We start from the raw sequence: 18,311 nt of genomic DNA, 5'->3' as shown, positions 1-18,311 counted from the left end.
GACCGTCACGGCTGGCTCCATCCAAGTCCCATCGCCTTTTGAAGGGCAACGAAGGCACGATCAAGCTCGCCAGTGGCTTCCAGCACCGACTGGTCGGCAGCCAGCGCCGCGCGTTCGGCATCGATGGACGTGGTCAGCGGTATCGCTCCCTGCGCGTATCGCTGCCCGGCATAGGTCGCTGACTGCTTGGCGCCGTGCCGGCTCTCGATAGACGAAAACAGGTTCCGGCGCTGATTCCCGAAGCGGGTCAGGCTGCTTTCCGCGTCCGACAGCGCGCCGAGAACCGCCTTGCGGTATTGTGCTTCCGCCTCGTCGCGGTCGGCCCGCGCCTGCTCGACCCGGGCACGGTTACGGCCGAAGTCGAGGAAGCTCCAGCTGATTCGCGGCAGGAGGAGGCCCGCGACGCTGTCAGGATCGATCACATCGGCAATATTGGGACCACCGAGGCCAATGATACCCATGATGCTGACTGATGGGAACTGCCGGGCGACGTTGACACCGATCTGCGCGTTCGATGCCGCCAGCTGCCGCTCGGCTGCGCGAATGTCCGGCCGGCGTCGCAGCATGGCGGCCGGATCGCCGATCGCGACATTCCTCGGGATCATCGGGATCGGCGCGGGGGAAGACAGCAAGGCGTCGTGAGCACCGGGTTCGTCGCCGGTGAGCAGGGCAAGCTGGTCGAGCGTGGTTGCGATCTGCCCTTCGAGCGGCAACAGCCCGGCCTCCGTGCGGGTCAGCTCGGTCTGGAGCCGAACCACCTCGTCGCGCGACGATGCACCGCGTTGCTCACGCTGTTGAAGCAGGGCGAGTGATCGCTGCTGAAGCGCTGCGGAGCGGCGGGCCAGGATCAGACGCTGCTGAAGTTCGCGCAAGGTCACATAATTCTGGGCAACCTCCGCCGAGAGACGAACCTGCGCATCGGCCCTATTGGCTTCGGCTGCCTGCGCCTGGGCTTCGGCACCTTCGGCGGCACGGCGTCGGCCGCCGAACAGATCGATCTCCCAAGACGCGTCCAGGCCGGCGTTGTAGAATTCGGCCCTGGTACGATCGGATTGCTCGCCTTGCGTCGGCAGCGCGAGCGAGCCGGCGGGAAGATCGGCGACGATCGCAGTCCCTGACCCCGAGACGGTGGGAAGCTGGTTCGCGCGCTGTTCGCGCAAGCTGGCGCGCGCCTTGCGGATGCGCGCCTCGGCGATCGCCACGTCCGGATTAGAGGCAAGCGCCCGGTCGATCAGCATCGTGAGCTGCGCGTCGCCCATGCCTTCCCACCAGCGTGCGACAGGGGTCTGCGGTGACGTGACGGCCTGATCCGCGCGGCGAAATGTCGACCCGGCGCGCTCCCCGCTCGCAACGCCCGGCGGGCCTCCATAGTTGGGGCCGACGACGCATCCAGTCAGGAGTGCGGGGAGAATGGCCCAGCCAAGTCGCTTCATCAGTGCATCGCCATCTGCGTGTCGGAGGAGATCGGGCGGAGGAACAGCGCCAGCGGCGTCGTGATCGCGATCGCGACGCCCAGCGCAAAAAACAGGTCGTTATAGGCCATGACGGTAGCCTGTTCGAGAAGTTGACCGGCGAGCTGCCGATACGCGCCGGCTTCGCCGGACGGCATGACCATGGCTTTAGCGAACCATTCCTGCGTGGTCGCCGCGTTGGCCGACACCGTTTCGCCCAGCCGGTTGAAATGCAGAAAGGTCTGCCGGTCCTGGAGGGTCGCCATCAGCGCCAGGCCGATCGATCCGCCAAGGTTTCGCCCCGCGTTGAACAGCGCGGACGCATCGCCTGCGTCTTCGGGCGCCACGGCGCTGATCGCGGCCTGGTTGAGGAACATCATGGCGAAGATCTGCCCAAAGCCGCGCACGAGCTGAGAGTTCGTCAGGTCCCCACCGGCCGACCGCGCGGTGAGATGCCAGTCCATCGCGCAGCTGACGCCGATCAGCGTCATGCCGACAAAGACCGCCAGCCGGACGTCGAGATATTTGAACGCGAGCGGCAGGAACGGCATCAGCATCAGGGCGGGGATGCCGGAGACGAAGACCACCTTGCCCGATTGCAGCGCGCTGTAATCCGCCATCGACGAGAGAAACTGGGGGATGAGGAAGGTGACCCCGTAGAGCACGACGCCGATGATGAGGCTGAGGACGAATACGCTGCCGAAGGAGCGGCTGAAGATCAGTGACAGCTTGAGCACCGGATGCGCGGAGCGGACCTGTCCGATCGTGATGAGCGCGAAGCCGAAGACCGTGGCGATCGCGAGTTTCACGATCATGGCGGATTCGAACCACATCTCGCGCTGCCCCTCCTCGAGCATGACGGTGAGCGCACCCAGGCCGATTGCGAGCCCTGCGATCCCGAACCAGTCGGCATGGCGCAGCTGGTCGAGCCGCAGACGCTCATGCTTGAGCCCGAACAGCAGGAGCAGGACGAGCCCGGCACAAACCGGCACGTTCAGGAAGAAGGCGTAGTGCCAGCTGTAATTGTCGGTGAGCCAGCCGCCGATGATCGGCCCGAGCACCGGACCGAGGATCGCGGTGCCGCCGAACGCGGCGGTGCCGATCGGCTGTTGCGATGGCGGCAGCCGTGTCGCGATGATGGTCATCGCGGTCGGGATCAGCGCACCGCCGGTGAAGCCTTGCCCTACACGCCCGGCGATCATCATCGGCAACGTCGTCGAGATGCCGCACATGATCGAGAAGCCGGTGAAGCTGATCGCCGCACCCAGAAGGAAGTTGCGCAGACCGAACAGACGCACGAGGAAGGGGCTAAGCGGGATCATGACGATTTCCGCCACGAGATAGGCGGTCGCGACCCAGGTGCCCTCCGTTCCGCTCGCGCCGATCTCGCCCTGGATGGTGGGCAAGGCCGCATTGACGATCGAGATGTCGAGCAGCGCCATGAACGACCCGATCGTGCCCGCTGCGACGGCGAGCCAGTCGCGCAGGCCGGCGCGTTCGGCCGCCATCAGCGCCCGCCCTGCGTCTCGTCGTGCTTAAGCCGCTCGGTTTCCTGTTCGATCCGGTCACGACTTCCTTTTGCGCTGATCGTGTCGACCGTAACCTCGACCGACAGGCCGGGACGCAACACCCGGCGCGCCTCCGGCCCCGCTTCAATGCTGATCCGCACGGGCACTCGCTGAACGATCTTGGTAAAGTTCCCGGTCGCGTTCTCGGGCGGGATGAGCGAGAACTGCGCGCCCGTGCCTGGCGAGAAGCTCGCAACCCGGCCGCGCAGTTCGGCGCCGTCCAGTGCATCCACCTTGATGGTCACGGGTTGCCCGACGCGCATCAGCGCGACCTGGGTCTCCTTGAAATTGGCCTCGATGTAGAGTTGATCAACCGGCACCACCGACATCAGCCGGGTCGCAGGCTGGACATATTGCCCGGCCCGGACCGCCTTGTCGGCAACAACGCCGTCGATGCTGCTGCGGATCTCGACGGCGCCGAGGTCCGTCGAGGCGCGCGCAAGCTGCGCCTGCGCGGTGCCGCGCTGCGCCTCCGCCTGGCCGATGCGAGCCGCTTGTGTGGCGACACTGCGACGGGCGGCGAGGTAGGCGGCGCGCTGCGCGCGCAGCTCCGCGGCGGCTCGATCACGCTGCAGGACGAGGTTGGCGAGGCGCTCGCGCGATTCCGCCCCTGTCCGAGTGAGCGGTTCGTAACGTCTTACCTCGTTTTCTGCCGCTGCCGCGGCAGCCTCGGCGCTCGCAACCTGGGCGGCGGCCTGAGCGACAGTGGCCTGCTGCTCGTCAAGCGTCCGGCGCGCGGTCGTGATGTTGGCGCCGGCCGCGGCAATCTGAGCTTGCGCCTGTTCGACATTGGCGCGGTAGTCACGAGGATCGAGGACGGCGAGCAGCTGGCCGCGGCGGACAGGCTGGTTGTCGGCGACGAGGACACGCTCGACATAGCCGCCCACCTTCGGTGAAACGGTCACGAAGTCCGCGCGCACATAGGCGTTGTTGGTCGACTGCAGGTATTGGCCGCTCGCGCGGTAGTTCATGTACCAGACGACCGCCGCGACGATGCCCGCAACGAGCGCGGCGATGAGGACGTAGCGGATGATCGGATAGCGCTCGAGAAGCGAGGGCTTCTTTACGCCGTCGTTCTCCTCGACACCGTCCTTCGACCTAGCTTCTGGCTGGGAATGCGCATTCCGGTCGTCATGCGGCGCATCGCCGCCTCGATCTTCAGCATGCTCGTCAGCCACTCAGCAACCCTAACGTATGTAAACCGGACCGTATCATAGTATGTGGCGATCGGCACTGCCACCCACTCTGATGGGCTCGTGCACAGCAAACTCAAGCTGCGCGAAACAAACAGCCGCTGGATCTTCGCGGCGGAATGCTTCGGCGTGAACGACTGCGATCCGACGTCCGACACGCCTGACCTTCGGCGTCGTGACAAGTGCATCCAGCCGAGCAGAGGCAAGGAACTGGAGGTTCACGCTGATGAGCTTCGGGAAGTGCCCGGGCGGAAGTTTGCGTGCAAGGGCACGCTTCGCTGCCACTTCGAGAAAGGATGCCACAGCTCCGCCATGCAAGGCGGGAAGGAGAGGGCTGCCGATCATGTACTCCACTGGCGTCAAAACAAAGGCGTCACCGCTCTCTGAAATCATGGAGCCTAGCAGCTGCGCGAAGCCGGTCATGGCCCGACAGCCCGATTGATCGAAAAGACGCCTTGGGCAGTCGCGATCAGGTGAGAAGGATCGGTATCCCAGACTTCGGTCCGTACGAACGCACGGCGCTCGGTAGCGTCGTAACAATGCGCCCACGCTGTCGCGGAGCATCTCGCCTCGGGGGACCGCACATGGTCCACCTTCAGGTTGAGGGTCGAGATTGCCAATCGCCTTCCCAGTCGGGACATTACGGCAACGCCGCAGGCCTGATCGATAAGGCTCGTCAACACGCCCGTTGCTAAAGTCTCGTCCTCGTCGGCCAGCTCCTCACGCCAACCGACACGTAGCGAGCTGAGGCCATCGCCGATCGAAACCAACTCCAGGCCAAGCCTGTTGCCCCACGGTATGTCGCCTGGTTGCAGGCTCCAGTCTCCAGCCACGATTCCATCCTCGTCCTGATCAGGCCTTGCCACCTTGGAAACGGTACGGTTTACAAATTTGGTCCGGCTTCCTAATGGTTATGGTCTCTCATGGAAACGCGGTCGAATAAATTCCTTGTGCTCGCGGTCACCAGCCTTCTGTTGGGTACGCTCCTCGTCTTTACCCTTTGGCTGTTTGATGCACGCAATGAAGACGGAAACCCTTATCTGATCCGCTTTACCGGAAGCGTTGCCGGTCTGGAGAAGGGGTCGCCGGTGACCTTCTCGGGCGTACCGGCCGGTCACGTCACGTCGATACGGTTCGACAAGGAGGACCCGTCAGCGGTTCTCGTCACCGTCAGCCTTGAACCGCGGATCCCCATCGTCGCAGGCGTGAAAGCGTCGATCGCAAGATCGGCACTGGCCGGCACCGCGAACATCAGCCTCGACGGTGCAACCTCTGGCGCGCCCCCGATCGTTGCGGCGAACGACGGGGAGCTTCCCGTCATCCCCACCAAGGAAGGCGGGCTCCTTGGCGGCGGAGGGGACCCCGTCGCACTGGTCGAGAAGATCAGCCGCACCGTGGACTCTGTCTCGCGCAACCTCGACGCCGCTCAGCAGCAGCGGGCCAGCGATCGGCTGGCGGCGCTCGCGGAGAGTTCCGCTGGTTGGGCTGACAAAGCCGGAGCAGCGTCCGATGCTCTCACCGGTGCGCGCGGCCGCGTGATTGCCGTGGGAGACGCCTTGCAGCGATCCGGCGACAGCGCCCAACAACTGAGAGCGGCAGCGGACGAACGCCGCGCGACCGTCCTCGCGAGAGCGAACCGAACATTGTTGAGAGCCCGAGACGGTGCCGATCGATTCACGGCTCGGCTAGAGGCTATTCGACCCACGATACGCGGCACGGCCGCCAAACAGGCCCAACTGCGTGAAACGGTTCGTTCAGCGAGGAACAAGGTCGGTGCTGTCAGGGATGCGGCCGTTCGCATCGATCAGGAGGGACTGGGCGTGGGGGCTCCGTCCCTTCCCATCTACAAGCCGAGGCCACGGCAGTGATCGGCCGCGATACAAGGACAGCCATTGGCTGAGATCTCGCTGGCGGGTGAGCAACCGACCGTCTCCGTTTGATTTCTCGCCAACCGGTCCGGATCGCGCTACTCTCGATCCAGGAGAACGAGATTGAGCGATGACGAAAAGAAACGTCGGCGTCCGAGGAAAATGGGCAGACCGACCACTGAGGATGCGCTCCGCCTGACCTCGCACATCCTCAAGAGCGCTCGCGAGCTGTTTTTCGAACACGGGTTCGACGGCGCCAGTGCCGACATGATCGCCGAACAGGCGCGCATTTCCAAGCGGACCCTGTACGCGCGCTTTGGCAGCAAGGCGCGTGTGTTCGAGGCGGTCATTCTCGACGAGATCGACACGCAGCTGCGGGCGCTCGAACCGTCGGGCAGCGACGAACCCGACATTGGATCGCGACTTGGCGTGATCGCAGATCGGTTGCTCGAGTGGCTCCTGACGCCCCGGATCGCGTCCATGGAACGCGTCGTCATCGCGCAAGCCGTGCGCTTTCCCGCGCTAGCGGCGAACATCCATGACTTCGGTTACCAGCGGGCCGTCCAATGGGTGGCGTCGATCCTCGCCCACGCCGATGCGAAGGGAGAACTGTCGCTGGCGGACCCCGTGTTCGCTGCCGAGCAGTTCGTCACGCTCGTCGTGGTCGCACCCATGCGCCGCGCAGCGCTGGGGCTGTCTCCTCCAGCATACGACGAGGCAGCGCGGGATCGCATTTCGCGCGGCATCGACCTGTTCCTCGATGGCTGCCGCCCGCGGCAGGAGGATGGTTGCAGCGCGTGATGCCCACCACCGACGACGAGTCTCAAATCGGTGAGCGCGCGCGGCTGGCCGAGCTCATCCAGATCATGGGGCGCCATGGGCTGAACGGGCTCGCCTCGCGCCTGGGCCTGCTGCCCGGTCGCTCAGAGCAGCCGGTAGACCTCGGTACGCCCGAGCGGGTCGTCGCGCTGCTGCGAGACCTTGGACCTGTCGCGGTCAAGCTGGGGCAGGTGCTCGCCACCCGCGAAGACCTGCTCGGGCCGGAATGGGTGCGGGCGCTGTCGACGCTGCAGGATCGCGTGACCCCGCTGCCGTTCGAGGCGCTGGAGCCGACGATCCTGGCCGCGCTCGGCTCCCCGATCGCTGATGTGTTCGCGAACTTCAACCGCGAGCCGATCGCGGCGGCGTCGATTGCGCAGGTTCATGCTGCAACCTTGCGCGACGGGACCGAGGTCGTGGTCAAGGTACGCCGGCCGGGGATCGCGGAACGCGTCGATGCCGACCTACGGCTGCTCCGCCGCATCGCGCGGCTCGCGGCCCGGCACTCACCGGAGATCCGCCGCCTCAAGCCCGACGAACTGCTGCGGTTTTTCGCGGAGAGCTTGTCGCAGGAAATGGACCTCAGCGCAGAAGCGGCAGCCTGCGAGAGCATCGGCGCGTTCCTGCAGCCGCTCGGCGTCCGGACGCCGGCCTTCTACTGGGATCAGGTCGGCCGCCGGATCAACGTGCAGGAGCGGCTTGACGGCATGCCCGTCCGCGAGGTTCTTGACGTGGCGGGTGAGGGCGGTGCTGACGTCGCCGGCAGATATGCCGATGCGGTGCTGCGGATGATCATCTTCAACGGTCGGTTCCACGCGGACCCCCATCCCGGCAACGTCTTTGTTCTGGCCGACGGGTCGTTGGCGTTCATCGACTTCGGGGCGGTCGGCGTGCTCAGTCCCGCCCGGCGGAACGAGGTTGTCACGCTCGTCCTTGCCATCGCGGGTGAGGACACACGATCGGTGACGGACGTACTGCTGCAATGGTCGGGCGAGACCGATGTCGATCGCCAGGCGCTGACCCGCGACCTCGACGCGCTGATCGGCCAGTTCCGCGGGGCGGTACTCCAGCAGATCGAGCTCGCCGACATCTTCGGCCGCGTGTTCGCGCTGCTTCGAACCTATCGTCTGGCGCTGCCGCCGGACCTCGCCCTGCTGCTGCGCACCTTGCTGATCGCCGAAGGGTTCGTGCGACGGCTCGATCCCGGCTTTGACATCACCGCGCGCGCCGCACCGATCGCGCGCGAACTGCTGCGGGAGCGGATCGGCCCGGCCGGCCTCAAGCGTGGCGGACGCCGGCTGGCGACAAGCCTTGGCCGTCTGGCCGCCGCCTCGCCCGAGCTGGTGGCCTTCGCCGAGCGGGTTGCGCGGTCGGGTGCGCTGCCGATCGAGTTGCAGAAAGGTGCCGTCTCCTCACCACCGGCATTGCCCCGGGGCGCAGATCCCAACGTCCTGTCCGCCGGCCTGCTGGTCGCCGGCGCGATCCTCCAGCACGACCATGATGTTGTTGGAGCAATCCTGATGGCTTCTGCGATACTCCTTGCCGGCTGCGCTTGGTACGCGAACAGGCAGCGGCGCTGACCTCTTGTTGTCAGCCTTTCATGTACCCAGTCGCGCGCGATTGTTTCGCTACTGATATTTCATCTCCGACGAGCGGAACGAACCAATCGGCTTGGCGTTTTCCGAAAGTAAACCGGTTGGTACCAAAGCAGCTGACCGGTTCGATTGAGCGAGGGGTTCCGCGTGTCCGAACAAACGGTTGACGAGCCGCATCTGCCATCTGAGGGCTGGTCGGACTTCGGTGCCGAGCTCAGCGCGCTTATGCCTAGTCTGGCGCGCTATGCGCGATCGCTGGCCAGGAATCCCGATACTGCACAGGACCTTGTTCAGGAAACCGTGCTGAAAGCCTGGCGCAGCCGCGCATCCTTCGAAGCCGGTACAAATATGAAGGCGTGGACCTTCCGGATCCTTCGCAACTCATTTCTTTCGCAGGTACGCCGTCGAGGCACGGTACAAGTTAGCGAGACCGCCGAACTCGCCGACATTCCGGTGGCGTCGAACCAGGAATCCGTTGTGACGCTGAGCGATGTTCGCCGTCTATGGCCGCGCCTGACGCCTGAGCAGCAGCGGTGCATCAATTTCATCGGGATCGAGGGATTGAGCTATGAGGAGACAGCCACAATCGAGCAGGTTCCCGTCGGCACAATCAAGAGCCGCGTGGTAAGAGGGCGGCAGATGCTGCGCGCACTCCTAGATCACATGAACAGCGATAAGGGATACAAAACGGAATCTCAGGTCGTGGCGGCCGGTGCAACCTGTCAGGCCGAGCCACCAGTTATCGACGAGGTGCACGAGAGACAGATCGAGCTGCTGCAAAGCTGGCGGACGAAGCGTGCGGCCGACCGCTGTTTGGTAGGCTGAGTGGGCCGGGATCTCTTGATCCCGGCTTCGTGCGGCCAATTTCAGGTCCTTTACCGTCTCGGTTAGCAGAAGACCTGTCGCTAGGGATATCGCACAAAAGGACGAAGAGACCACGGCTGGCCGAGCGGATATGTCCTGTGGTCTGCCCTAACAGCCTACATCCTCCAGCGTGTCAGTTGTGCGCTGACTTCCGGGCTGCTCTCCCATCCACCGCCGGGCATCCAGGCGCTTACCCGTCACCGCCGCGGCAGCGTCAGAGCAGAGCCAGAGCAAGGGCGGCACCACGATCTCGGGCGACAGCAGTCCGTCGCGTGCACTATCCGGCAGTCCTTCGGGAATCATGCCGGTCAGCGTCGCGCCCCCCGGCAGGAGCGCGTTCACCGTGATGCCGCTGTCCGCAAGGTCCTGCGCCCAGATCGCGGTCTCCGATTCCAGCGCCGCCTTGGACGGGCCGTAGGGCGAGAAGCCGCGCCGTCGCATCGTCTCGCGGTTCATCGAGATGTTGACGATTCGGCCCCATCCCGCCTCCAGCATGGCGGGGACGGCGGCGCGCGCCATCAGGAACGGGCCGTTGACGTTGGTGTCGGTCACCATGCGCCAAGTGTCGGGGGCGACCTCCCAAAACCGGGTCGGTTCTGTCAGGAAGGTGTCGCTCACATACTTCATGCCGCGCCCGGCATTGTTGACCAGGATGTCGAGCCGGCCGAAGCGCACGAGCGCCGCGCGCACGACTGCGGCACAATCCTCCACCCGCGTCACGTCGGCGAGCAGCGGCCGCACCCGATCGTCGCCGCATGCCCGCTCTGCCTCCCGTGCGACCGCTTCGACCTCGGCGAGTTCGCGCGCGGCGGTGGCGACGACCCGCACGCCGGCCTGCGCCAGCCCGAGCGTCATCGCGCGGCCCAGCCCGCGACCGCCGCCCGTCACGATCGCGACGCGGCCGGCAAGGCCGTGTCCGTCGCTCCCGCTCATCGGTTCAGCGCCTGCATCTGCGGCGCGGCGTAGCGCTCGCCCGCCGTTGCCCCCTTCGGCGCCGCGCGGTCGAGCCGCTCCAGTTCGCCTCGGGTGAGCGTCACGTCGAGCGCGCCGACATTCTCCTCCAGGTAGCCGCGGCGCTTGGTGCCCGGGATCGGCACGATGTCTTCGCCCTGCGCCAGCACCCAGGCGAGCGCCAGCTGGGAAGGGGTGCAGCCCTTCTCCCGCGACATCGCCTCGACCGCCGCGACGAGATCGAGATTGCGCTGGAAGTTCTCGCCCTGGAAGCGGGGGCTGTGCCGGCGATAGTCGTCAGGCGCGAGATCCTCCACCCGCCGGATCGCGCCGGTCAGGAAACCGCGGCCGAGCGGGCTGTACGGCACGAAGCCGATGCCGAGCTCGCGCACCGTGTCGAGGATCTCGCCCTCGGGATCGCGGCTCCACAGCGAATATTCGGTCTGCAGCGCCGCGATCGGATGCACGGCGTGCGCGCGCCTGACCGTGGCGGGCGCCGCTTCGGAGAGGCCGAGGTGGCGCACCTTGCCCTCGCGGACCAGCCCGGCCATCGCGCCCACCGTGTCCTCGATCGGCGTGTCGGGGTCGACGCGGTGCTGATAGTAGAGGTCGATCGTCTCGACGCCGAGCCGTCGCAGGCTCGCCTCGCAGGCGGAGCGGACGTAATCCGGGCGCCCGCACACGCCCTTGAAGGTGCCGTCCTCGCCGCGAACGTTGCCGAACTTGGTGGCGAGAACCACCGCGTCGCGGCGATCGCGGATCGCACGCCCGACCAACTCCTCGTTACGGCCTACCCCGTACATGTCGGCGGTGTCCAGAAACGTCACGCCGAGATCGATCGCGCGCTGAATGGTCGCGACCGCCTCGGCTTCGTCGGCCTGCCCATAGAATTCGGACATGCCCATGCAACCGAGGCCCAGCGCAGATACGCGCAGCCCGTCGCCCAGCTTTCGTTGCTCAAGCACCAATTATCTCCTGTTGTAAGATCATGCCGGTTGGCCAGTCGTCGGTAGCAAGGCGGGCCGGCACCGGTTCAGCCTTCAGACAGCAACTGCTCGGCGAGCTGGCTGTGCTTTTCGTCGGCCTGCTTGGCCTCGTCCGCGCACGCCTTCATGTCGCGCGCCGCATCGTCCATGCCGGTCTGCCGGCAGTAATTGGCCATGGTCCCGAACGAAGCGATCCAGTAATGAAGCGCGAGCTGCCCGCTGGCGATGATGCCGAGGTCGCGTGAGGCATCGTCCGGTGCCGCTTCGCGGATCCTGCGGCTCACCTCGTAATGCGCTTCGAGCACAGGGTTGTCCTGCTGATCGGCCGGGCCCGCCTGCTCGGCGGCGCGACGGATGCGGTCCGCCCATTGGCGGGAAGTCCGGTTGCCCTCTTCGAGCGCGGATCGCAGCGCCGGGTGGCGCGCGTCGTTGTTGATCTCGTCGGTCGCCTTGGCGGCGACGTCGCTGCCGGCCCGCATCGCGGACAATCCTTGCGCGACCAGCTTCTTCAGGTTGTTCTCGTTCATCAGGTTCGTCCTCGTCCTGCCGTGCCTCGTTCAGGCACGGTGAGGGATTCTAATCTCGTCGCTCCGTTCTGTTCCGTCGGTCCTTCCTCGATCAGAGCGCAATCAATGTTTGGAGCTCATGGCCGACCTCCCGGCCTGCACCTCCTGCGGCTTGCAGGAGCGGGCTGCGTGAACCAGCGCGGCAGGGCAGGCATGCGGGAAGCTCGGACCGGCGTTGCAGGCGTGAATAGCGTCGTAAGCGGTCCGAACCGAGCCGAAGCGGACCTTCTTGAGAGCCTTCCCGACAGGAGCATGCTGACGGTGGCTCCAGGCTGAAGTGATTGGACGGAGGCGCTGCAGTGACGGGAGCCCGCGGAAAATATCGCTCAGATGCTTAACATAATCTATGTTATCGGACCGGGAGCGTAACGGCTTTTGATGTGTCTTACGCCGCCCCGATCGCGGCCGGCGCTTCGATCAGCCAGCGGCCGACGATCCGCTCGAAGTCGACATACGGGATCCGATCCGGATCGAACTCTAGCACGGCCGCCAGATCGGGCAAGTCGGCTAGAAACGCCTCATAGACGCGCTGCACGCGGTCGGCGCTGGGCAGCTCGCGGCGTGACACGTTGGCGAGCCAATCACGCGCCTCGCGGAGCGCACGACCCGGGTCGCCGCCATGCTCATGGATGTCCATACCGGCCAGATCTGAGATGAAACGCTGGTAGCGGAACTGCTCCACGTCGAGGATCAGGACACGCTTGGCCTTCTGATGTTTGCCGCCGTAGCGCTTGGCGCCAAGGAACAGCCCGAGTTCCAACGGCATGTTGAAGCGCGGCAGGTTGTTGACCGCGTCCAGCTCGGTGCGTGACAGGTCATGGATGCCGTAGCGGCACTGCTCGATCAGCGCGAAGATCTTGTCGATCCGGGTTTGGCCACCGTCATCCAGCTCGCGCGCCGAGCGCGGGCGAAAGCCGCAGACGAGGATCGCAAAGATCAGTGCCCGGAACGTCGGCGCGAAGGCATCGTCGAACGGGCAATTAATGAAGACGTCGTCCGTCGACGTCTGGACAGCCGGCAAGCTACTTCTTCTTGGCCAGAACGCTCTTCACTGCCGCGGCGATACGCTGGTCGGAGACGGTCGCCTTCTTGGTCGCCACAGGCGCCAGAACGTAACGGCCCGTCGCTGCGCTGCGCCCGAGCACGCCCGGCTTGCTGCTCTTAGTGGTGATCGTATCGGACCGGGTCGCCATGACAGTGATATGCGCCTCCCATTCCCGCCGCGCAAGCGGCGTCCATGGCACCGGTCCGACTAGCGCCATCGTTCCCCGTCGCCGACGTCGAAGCTGATTGCATCGGCAAAGGGCCGGAGCACCTCGCTGGGAATTGCGTAGGTGATCGGCAGGCTGATCTCGCCCACGGTGAGCCCGCTCGTCACCATGCCGAGCACAGCACCCGTCTTCGCGTCACACACCACGCCGCCGCTGATGCCGCCGAGCGCCACCGAGCTGATCTGGAACAGTCGCGTCTCACCGCGCTGTATGGCCGGGATCACCGCGCTGATGATCCCTTCGAAAAAGGACGGCTGGACCAGCCCGCGGTTGGTCGCGTTGGAGAAAAACATCGCCTTGCCGAGCGGGAAGCCGCCGATCAGCACCCGGTCGCCGATTCCAACCTTGGTCGAGTCTCCCCAGGCCACCGGCGGCACGTCGTAGGGCGCCTCCTCGCTCTCGGTCGCAGGACAGATCAGGATGCCGGCGTCGATCCCCGGTCCGCCGTTCTCGAACCGTTGGTCATAGTAGCGCATGACGGCCGCGAACGGGTACGGCCGTTGCGCCTCTACGCCGTTCAGCCGGCTGTTCGCCCAGAGGTACGCTTCATGCTCCTTCAAGCGGAGCGCTTCCACGACGTGCCAGCAGGTGTAGAGCTTGCCGCGCCCAACCTGAAAGGCGGTACCCTGAATGTCCATGACCCAGTCCTCATGGGCGGGATCCTGGATCGCGATATGGAGCGCGAGGTCGCCCTTCGGCACGCCCGCCTTGTTGCCGACGGGTACGATCGATCGTGCGAGGCGGGAGATCGGCGTCTCCCGCCCGCGCGACGCCCAAGGCACGCGCTCGAGCGCCTCCTTCAAATTGGCCGGTTTCGGAGCCGGCCTTCGGTTACGCGCGGCCACTAACGCTCAGAGCCGATCCTTGAGGGCTTTGGCCGGCGCGAACGTGAGCTTCTTCGACGCGGCGATTGTGATCGGCTCGCCGGTCGCAGGGTTGCGGCCGCTGCGCTCGCTCATGCTCTTCACCTTGAACTTGCCGAAGCCCGGCAGGTTGATCTCGTCACCCGCCGCGGCGGCCTGGCTGATCGCGTTCAGCACCGCGTCGAGCAGGTCGCGCGTCTGCTTCTCCGTCGTGCCGAGGTGGTCGGCGACCTGCTTGGCGAGATCCTTGGTGTTCATGCTGTCCGCTTCCCCCCTGTTTGCCGAGCCGATGTCATAGCGGCGAAGCCATCCGCGGCAAACCGTCGCTGAACGGGATCGCCGTCCCGCTTCAGCCGTGAGCCCTCAGGCAGGAAGGTCCGCCAGACTGCCGCGCCAACCTGGATCCCCGGGGCGCCTGACCAGGCTGGTGAAGCCGAGCTCCGCCCGGATAGCCTCGAAGCGTGCAAGCACATTATCGACGTCGATACCCGACGCTCCATGCAGAACGCGCATGCGTTCCCGCAGGGCCGCCGGCCACCGCTCGCTGCCTCGAATCAGCATGGCCTGCACGCGTGTCGTGGCGTTCTCGAACAACCACTCAAGCTTCTGGGCCTTGACCTCGGAACCCGACGACCTGGTCCAGTACCAAAGGGAGAACAGCACGCTAATCTCCTCGCGTGAGATAATTGCGATCACCGCGCACAGTACCTTGGCCCTCATTCTCGGTGAAAGCTTGGGGAAGGAAGCGTCCGCCCAACTGCGAGGCCGGTGGTGCGGAACAGCGCCGATGAACTCGCATTGGAAGCGGTTGATCAGGCTGGTTTGGTCCAGATTGCGCGCGAGCAGCGCCTTTGTCAGATCGTCGAGCAGCGCCAGGAACTCGGACGGTTGGACCTCGCCTACCCCGAACCAGTGCGACGAATGGCCGAGCCAGGCGGCTCGCAAGCATTTCTCAAATGCCAGCAGCATCTCGAACTGTCGGGCGCCGCGCCGATCGTCACTCGGCCACTCGCTGGCGGGAACACGATGGACAACGGTCTGAAGGAGCTTGCGACAGTCGGGGCAGATCAGTTCGGTCGCGCCGTTGATGTGCACAAAGGTCGGCTGGCGAGTGGGCACGCAGTTGCGGCAGCTTTCGTATCGCCATCGCAAGTGACGATGACAGAGGACCAGCGGAAGAGCTGCCTCACGATCAAGGTAAGCGCCCCCCGCTCTGCGACCTTCTTCAAGACAGGTAGGACACCAGCAAAGAAGCAAAGGACCCGGGGCGTCTCTCGCCCGGTTGATGCAGCGTAGCCAGTCCACGGCAAGGTTCGGCCAAGCCTGCCCGAGGTCAAGCGCAGCGACGCATCCCGGGGCCAGTCCGAACGCCTCGGCGATCCGATCCCGCTCGTCGGGATCAAGTCCAACGTCCACACCGTTAGGAGCGACGTCGCCGTTCCGCAGCAGGCTGGCACGCAACCGGTCCACGTCCATGTCGTAGACCGCCGCAGTTCTGCCCAGCCAGGACGAGATCAGTTCGTCGGGATGCGCACGCGGGGCGACCGGCAGCGGGGATGCGTCGACGACCATCGCTCATGCAGTGCCCGCCGCGCCCGACACTGGCCGCCCTTGGCGTTTCGCGATCTCCTTCATGGTGACGCTCGGCAGCACAAGGTCATCGGCGTCCAGGTCTTCGGGTCCGATCGTCTCCGCGCTCCGCCGGATCGCCCGAACGGCGAGGTTCTCGACAAGCCGGAAGATACGGCCGGTATTTCCATCGGTCAGCTCCAGCAGCCTGGCCCTGAACAAGTCTTCGGCGAGCGGCGACGGGTTTCGGAGCGGCAGGATGGCGGCCAGCGTCACCAAGAGCAGCCGAAAGGCTTCGTCGTCTCGCCAACGCACGAGCTCGATCGCATCGAAGCGATCGGCAAGCGCGGCGTCCGTCAAGAGCGCCGCCCTCGCCTCGTGGTTGCCCGTGCAGACCAATGGAATGCGCAGATCGTTGGCGAAGTAGCGGATAGTGTTCAGGAAGATGCGTTGCTGTCGCGGTGTGCAGGCCAGCATGTGGTTGATCTCGTCAAGCAGCAGCATGCGCGCGCCGACCTGACCCATCAATCGGCGCGTAAGCTGCCGGGCGCGTCCGATGTCGGAGCCACCGGCGAAGCCAGCACCCAGCGCGGCTAGGACTTCGTCGTAGAACTCGCCCTCGGTCGGCTCCGGCGGCAGCTGCACGGCGACGACCGGAATGGTCGCCAGCCCCGTTCTGTCATCGAAGGTGCGCGGGTTCTCGTCCGCAAACCGCTCGACGATATGCGATTTGCCCATCCCTGTTTGCCCGAAAACGAGAAGGCAGGGCATGCGGGTGCGAGGCGGGTGCGCCAGCAGCTCGCCCAGCATCAACCGGACCTTCTCCGCCTTCGGAAAACCGACCCAGCGATCCTTGCGTATCCATGCGATACGCTCATCGTCAGGCCAGAGCGCCTGGTCGCGGTAGCCTTCCGCCAGATGCGCGAATCTGGTCATCCTCTCTTCTCGTCGACCAGGAACGGGAGGTCGCCCGCTGAAGGCGCGGGTGGCGGTAGTTGGCCAGACACAGGCGCCGGCTCGGCACGCTTGGGCAGATCAGAGTGCTTGGCCGCGCGGACGCGTTGAGCGTCCGCGAGCGCCGTCGCGGTGCGCTGCATGGCCAGCCGGGCCGCCTTGGTCTTGCGGGCAGCCTCGGCGACGATGAAGCGCTGCGTCTCAACGGCATCAAAGATGAGCTGCTCGTTGACGGCCCCGCGACCCCGCTCGCGCAGGGTACGCTGCGCCTCCAGCTGCTCCCATCGGGTGATCGCTGGCCGGCGAAGGTCGCGGTACGGCACCTCAAGATGATCACCATCCGGCAGCTCGAGCCAGATCCGCGACAGGTCGCGCGGGTCCCACCGGACGGGCAGCTTGCCGCCGAGTCGAGTATAATGACAGGACAGGGCATCATCCCAGTAGTGGGTGTTGAACAGCTCGATCCCTTCGCGCGTGACCGCTCGCACCTCGCAGGGCAGAAAGTCGAACAGGAACGTGGCCGGATCAGCGGGCAGCCGCATGAGTTCCGTCCGTCGCTCGACCGCTTCGTCCCAAGCTGTCGCAGGCGGGATGCCGAGCCCGCGGTGAATATCGGCGTGGTACGGCCCGATGATCTCCGCCGCGAGCCAGGCCTCGATCTCCGCCAGCGTCATGCACGCCTTGCCTTCGGCCTGGTAGTCGCCGCGCTCGGCGACGTTGGAAAAAGTGGTGCCGGGCAGCAGGTGGACGGCGCCCATCATCGTCCCGATCAGCCGCTCGATGTGCGCACCATAATGGGGACGCTTGCGAGGCCGGTACTCGAGCGCGATCGAGTAGGCACGGCAGCCGCGCTTCAATGCCTTCGAATGATGCTCCCGCGCATTGTCGAGGTGAAGACGGTCCATCAAGCCCTGATTGCCCCAGGGCGCAGACATGCCGCGTTCGGCGAGCCAGGGGTCCTTCGGCAGCACGGCGTGGCGCATGGCCATCCCGACCGACACCGCCGACGGGTGCAGCATCGTGAGGTAGAAGCCCGGCACCGTCCTGCTCGCAATGTCGATCATGAGCGTGATCCACGGCCGGCCGATCGGCCGACGATACACGTCGTCGACTGCGATTACGTCGACGAGCGTGTGGTCGGACTGCACGAGTTCGAGTGCGTAGCCTGCCTCAAGGCGGCCGCGCACCGGCCGAAACCGGTCGGCCGCCACCTTGGCGCCCTCGCGCGCGGCGATGATGTCCTTCGGCGGGAGCGCCGCGATGCGAGCGCGCAGCGCCTTGACGCTCGGGATTGGGACGCCGGCCTTCAGGCACTCGTGACGCAGCCAACGTCGCAAGCTGGCTACGCTCGGCTTCTCCGCGGTGAGATAAACCTCGCGAAGCGCTCGGCCGATCAGGTCTTCCTGTTCGCTCAGCAACCGGCGCTCGCCCCGTACCCGACCGCGCTTGCCCGGGAGAAGCGAGGCGAGCTCCGGTGAAGCGCGGTACGCCCGGATCAGTTCAAACAGGCGGGAGCGTCCGAGACCCAAGTTGGCTGCAGCGTTCGCTGCGGTCTGGGCATTGATCGTGACCTTGGCGGCAAGAGGCCGGATCACGAGTTCACGGCGATGGGCCTCGCTCCAGGCTGCGTCACTCGCATCGTCCGTTCCCGCCTCGCGCATCGGTTCACAACCCTGCCGCTTGGACTGCGGACAGAGTCTATCTTTTCAGGGCATGAGTCCAGCGTTTCGGGAGCAGAATGCCCAGGCGAAGCGGCAATCAAGGCCGCAGTCCACCCATTCAGGAACTGCGAC

19 protein-coding genes are annotated in these 18,311 nt (G+C 65.6%); 4 read left to right on the top strand and 15 right to left on the bottom strand.

Annotated features, from left to right (window positions below; all coding sequences use genetic code 11):
• Nucleotides 1–5: 5 nt before the first annotated feature.
• Genes SPHME3_RS0119305 through SPHME3_RS21790 form a run of 5 tightly spaced genes read right to left on the bottom strand, consistent with a single transcriptional unit; the run spans nucleotide 6 to nucleotide 4,895 of the window.
• Nucleotides 6–1,433 (bottom strand): efflux transporter outer membrane subunit, encoded by a 1,428-nt coding sequence (locus SPHME3_RS0119305; protein WP_030541334.1) that lies wholly within the window; start codon nucleotides 1,431–1,433, stop codon nucleotides 6–8.
• Nucleotides 1,433–2,959 (bottom strand): DHA2 family efflux MFS transporter permease subunit, encoded by a 1,527-nt coding sequence (locus SPHME3_RS0119300; RefSeq protein WP_018251279.1) that lies wholly within the window; start codon nucleotides 2,957–2,959, stop codon nucleotides 1,433–1,435. The genes SPHME3_RS0119305 and SPHME3_RS0119300 overlap by 1 nt, the downstream gene beginning before the upstream one ends.
• Complete coding sequence (locus SPHME3_RS0119295; protein WP_018251278.1) at nucleotides 2,959–4,197, bottom strand: HlyD family secretion protein; 1,239 nt, start codon at nucleotides 4,195–4,197, stop codon at nucleotides 2,959–2,961. The genes SPHME3_RS0119300 and SPHME3_RS0119295 overlap by 1 nt, the downstream gene beginning before the upstream one ends.
• A 33-nt stretch (nucleotides 4,198–4,230) precedes the next feature.
• Nucleotides 4,231–4,635, bottom strand: a complete 405-nt coding sequence (locus tag SPHME3_RS20515) for a PaaI family thioesterase (RefSeq protein ID WP_018251277.1) — start codon at nucleotides 4,633–4,635, stop codon at nucleotides 4,231–4,233.
• Nucleotides 4,632–4,895: a PaaI family thioesterase gene (locus tag SPHME3_RS21790; RefSeq protein WP_350027542.1), complete on the bottom strand. Its 264-nt coding sequence runs from the start codon at nucleotides 4,893–4,895 to the stop codon at nucleotides 4,632–4,634. Before SPHME3_RS21790 ends, SPHME3_RS20515 begins: the two co-directional genes overlap by 4 nt.
• 240 nt (nucleotides 4,896–5,135) lie before the next feature.
• Here SPHME3_RS21790 and SPHME3_RS0119280 point away from each other — a divergent pair, with 240 nt between their 5' ends.
• From SPHME3_RS0119280 to SPHME3_RS20365, 4 genes are all read left to right on the top strand, one after another.
• The gene (locus tag SPHME3_RS0119280; RefSeq protein WP_018251275.1) at nucleotides 5,136–6,080 is read left to right on the top strand and encodes an MlaD family protein; all 945 of its coding nucleotides are present in this window, start codon (nucleotides 5,136–5,138) and stop codon (nucleotides 6,078–6,080) included.
• Nucleotides 6,081–6,242: 162 nt separating this feature from the next.
• Nucleotides 6,243–6,881, top strand: coding sequence for a TetR/AcrR family transcriptional regulator (locus SPHME3_RS0119275; RefSeq protein ID WP_018251274.1), 639 nt, complete (start codon nucleotides 6,243–6,245; stop codon nucleotides 6,879–6,881).
• Complete coding sequence (locus SPHME3_RS0119270) at nucleotides 6,881–8,479, top strand: ABC1 kinase family protein (protein ID WP_018251273.1); 1,599 nt, start codon at nucleotides 6,881–6,883, stop codon at nucleotides 8,477–8,479. The genes SPHME3_RS0119275 and SPHME3_RS0119270 overlap by 1 nt, the downstream gene beginning before the upstream one ends.
• 144 nt (nucleotides 8,480–8,623) lie before the next feature.
• On the top strand, nucleotides 8,624–9,319 hold the full coding sequence (locus tag SPHME3_RS20365) for a sigma-70 family RNA polymerase sigma factor (protein ID WP_018251272.1): 696 nt from the start codon (nucleotides 8,624–8,626) through the stop codon (nucleotides 9,317–9,319).
• A gap of 147 nt (nucleotides 9,320–9,466) precedes the next feature.
• Here the strand turns inward: SPHME3_RS20365 and SPHME3_RS0119260 are convergent, their stop codons facing one another.
• From SPHME3_RS0119260 to SPHME3_RS20360, 10 genes are all read right to left on the bottom strand, one after another.
• On the bottom strand, nucleotides 9,467–10,291 hold the full coding sequence (locus SPHME3_RS0119260) for an SDR family NAD(P)-dependent oxidoreductase (RefSeq protein ID WP_018251271.1): 825 nt from the start codon (nucleotides 10,289–10,291) through the stop codon (nucleotides 9,467–9,469).
• Nucleotides 10,288–11,274, bottom strand: a complete 987-nt coding sequence (locus SPHME3_RS0119255) for an aldo/keto reductase (protein WP_030541330.1) — start codon at nucleotides 11,272–11,274, stop codon at nucleotides 10,288–10,290. The genes SPHME3_RS0119260 and SPHME3_RS0119255 overlap by 4 nt, the downstream gene beginning before the upstream one ends.
• Before the next feature lie 68 nt (nucleotides 11,275–11,342).
• Entirely contained in the window at nucleotides 11,343–11,822 is a 480-nt protein-coding gene (locus SPHME3_RS0119250; protein ID WP_018251269.1) for a YciE/YciF ferroxidase family protein, read from the bottom strand.
• Nucleotides 11,823–12,246: 424 nt separating this feature from the next.
• The gene (locus SPHME3_RS0119245) at nucleotides 12,247–12,882 is read right to left on the bottom strand and encodes a hypothetical protein (RefSeq protein WP_018251268.1); all 636 of its coding nucleotides are present in this window, start codon (nucleotides 12,880–12,882) and stop codon (nucleotides 12,247–12,249) included.
• A 1-nt stretch (nucleotide 12,883) separates the two neighbouring features.
• Nucleotides 12,884–13,054 carry a hypothetical protein gene (locus tag SPHME3_RS0119240; RefSeq protein ID WP_156021424.1) on the bottom strand — a complete coding sequence of 57 codons (171 nt, stop codon included), beginning with the start codon at nucleotides 13,052–13,054 and terminating at the stop codon, nucleotides 12,884–12,886.
• A gap of 59 nt (nucleotides 13,055–13,113) precedes the next feature.
• The gene (locus tag SPHME3_RS0119235) at nucleotides 13,114–13,833 is read right to left on the bottom strand and encodes a S1 family peptidase (protein WP_196801637.1); all 720 of its coding nucleotides are present in this window, start codon (nucleotides 13,831–13,833) and stop codon (nucleotides 13,114–13,116) included.
• Nucleotides 13,834–13,983: 150 nt separating this feature from the next.
• Nucleotides 13,984–14,253 (bottom strand): HU family DNA-binding protein, encoded by a 270-nt coding sequence (locus SPHME3_RS0119230; RefSeq protein ID WP_018251265.1) that lies wholly within the window; start codon nucleotides 14,251–14,253, stop codon nucleotides 13,984–13,986.
• Between the two features lie 105 nt (nucleotides 14,254–14,358).
• Nucleotides 14,359–15,567, bottom strand: a complete 1,209-nt coding sequence (locus tag SPHME3_RS0119225; RefSeq protein ID WP_026189143.1) for a TniQ family protein — start codon at nucleotides 15,565–15,567, stop codon at nucleotides 14,359–14,361.
• A 3-nt stretch (nucleotides 15,568–15,570) separates the two neighbouring features.
• The gene (locus SPHME3_RS0119220) at nucleotides 15,571–16,500 is read right to left on the bottom strand and encodes a TniB family NTP-binding protein (protein ID WP_018251263.1); all 930 of its coding nucleotides are present in this window, start codon (nucleotides 16,498–16,500) and stop codon (nucleotides 15,571–15,573) included.
• Nucleotides 16,497–18,179: a Mu transposase C-terminal domain-containing protein gene (locus SPHME3_RS20360; protein ID WP_018251262.1), complete on the bottom strand. Its 1,683-nt coding sequence runs from the start codon at nucleotides 18,177–18,179 to the stop codon at nucleotides 16,497–16,499. The genes SPHME3_RS0119220 and SPHME3_RS20360 overlap by 4 nt, the downstream gene beginning before the upstream one ends.
• Nucleotides 18,180–18,311: the final 132 nt, after the last annotated feature.

Source organism: Sphingomonas melonis DAPP-PG 224, assembly GCF_000379045.1.
In the GTDB taxonomy this organism is placed as follows: Bacteria; Pseudomonadota; Alphaproteobacteria; order Sphingomonadales; family Sphingomonadaceae; genus Sphingomonas; species Sphingomonas aquatilis.
The sequence above is the reverse complement of the archived record's forward strand: the minus strand, read 5'-3'. Positions and strand labels throughout refer to the sequence as shown.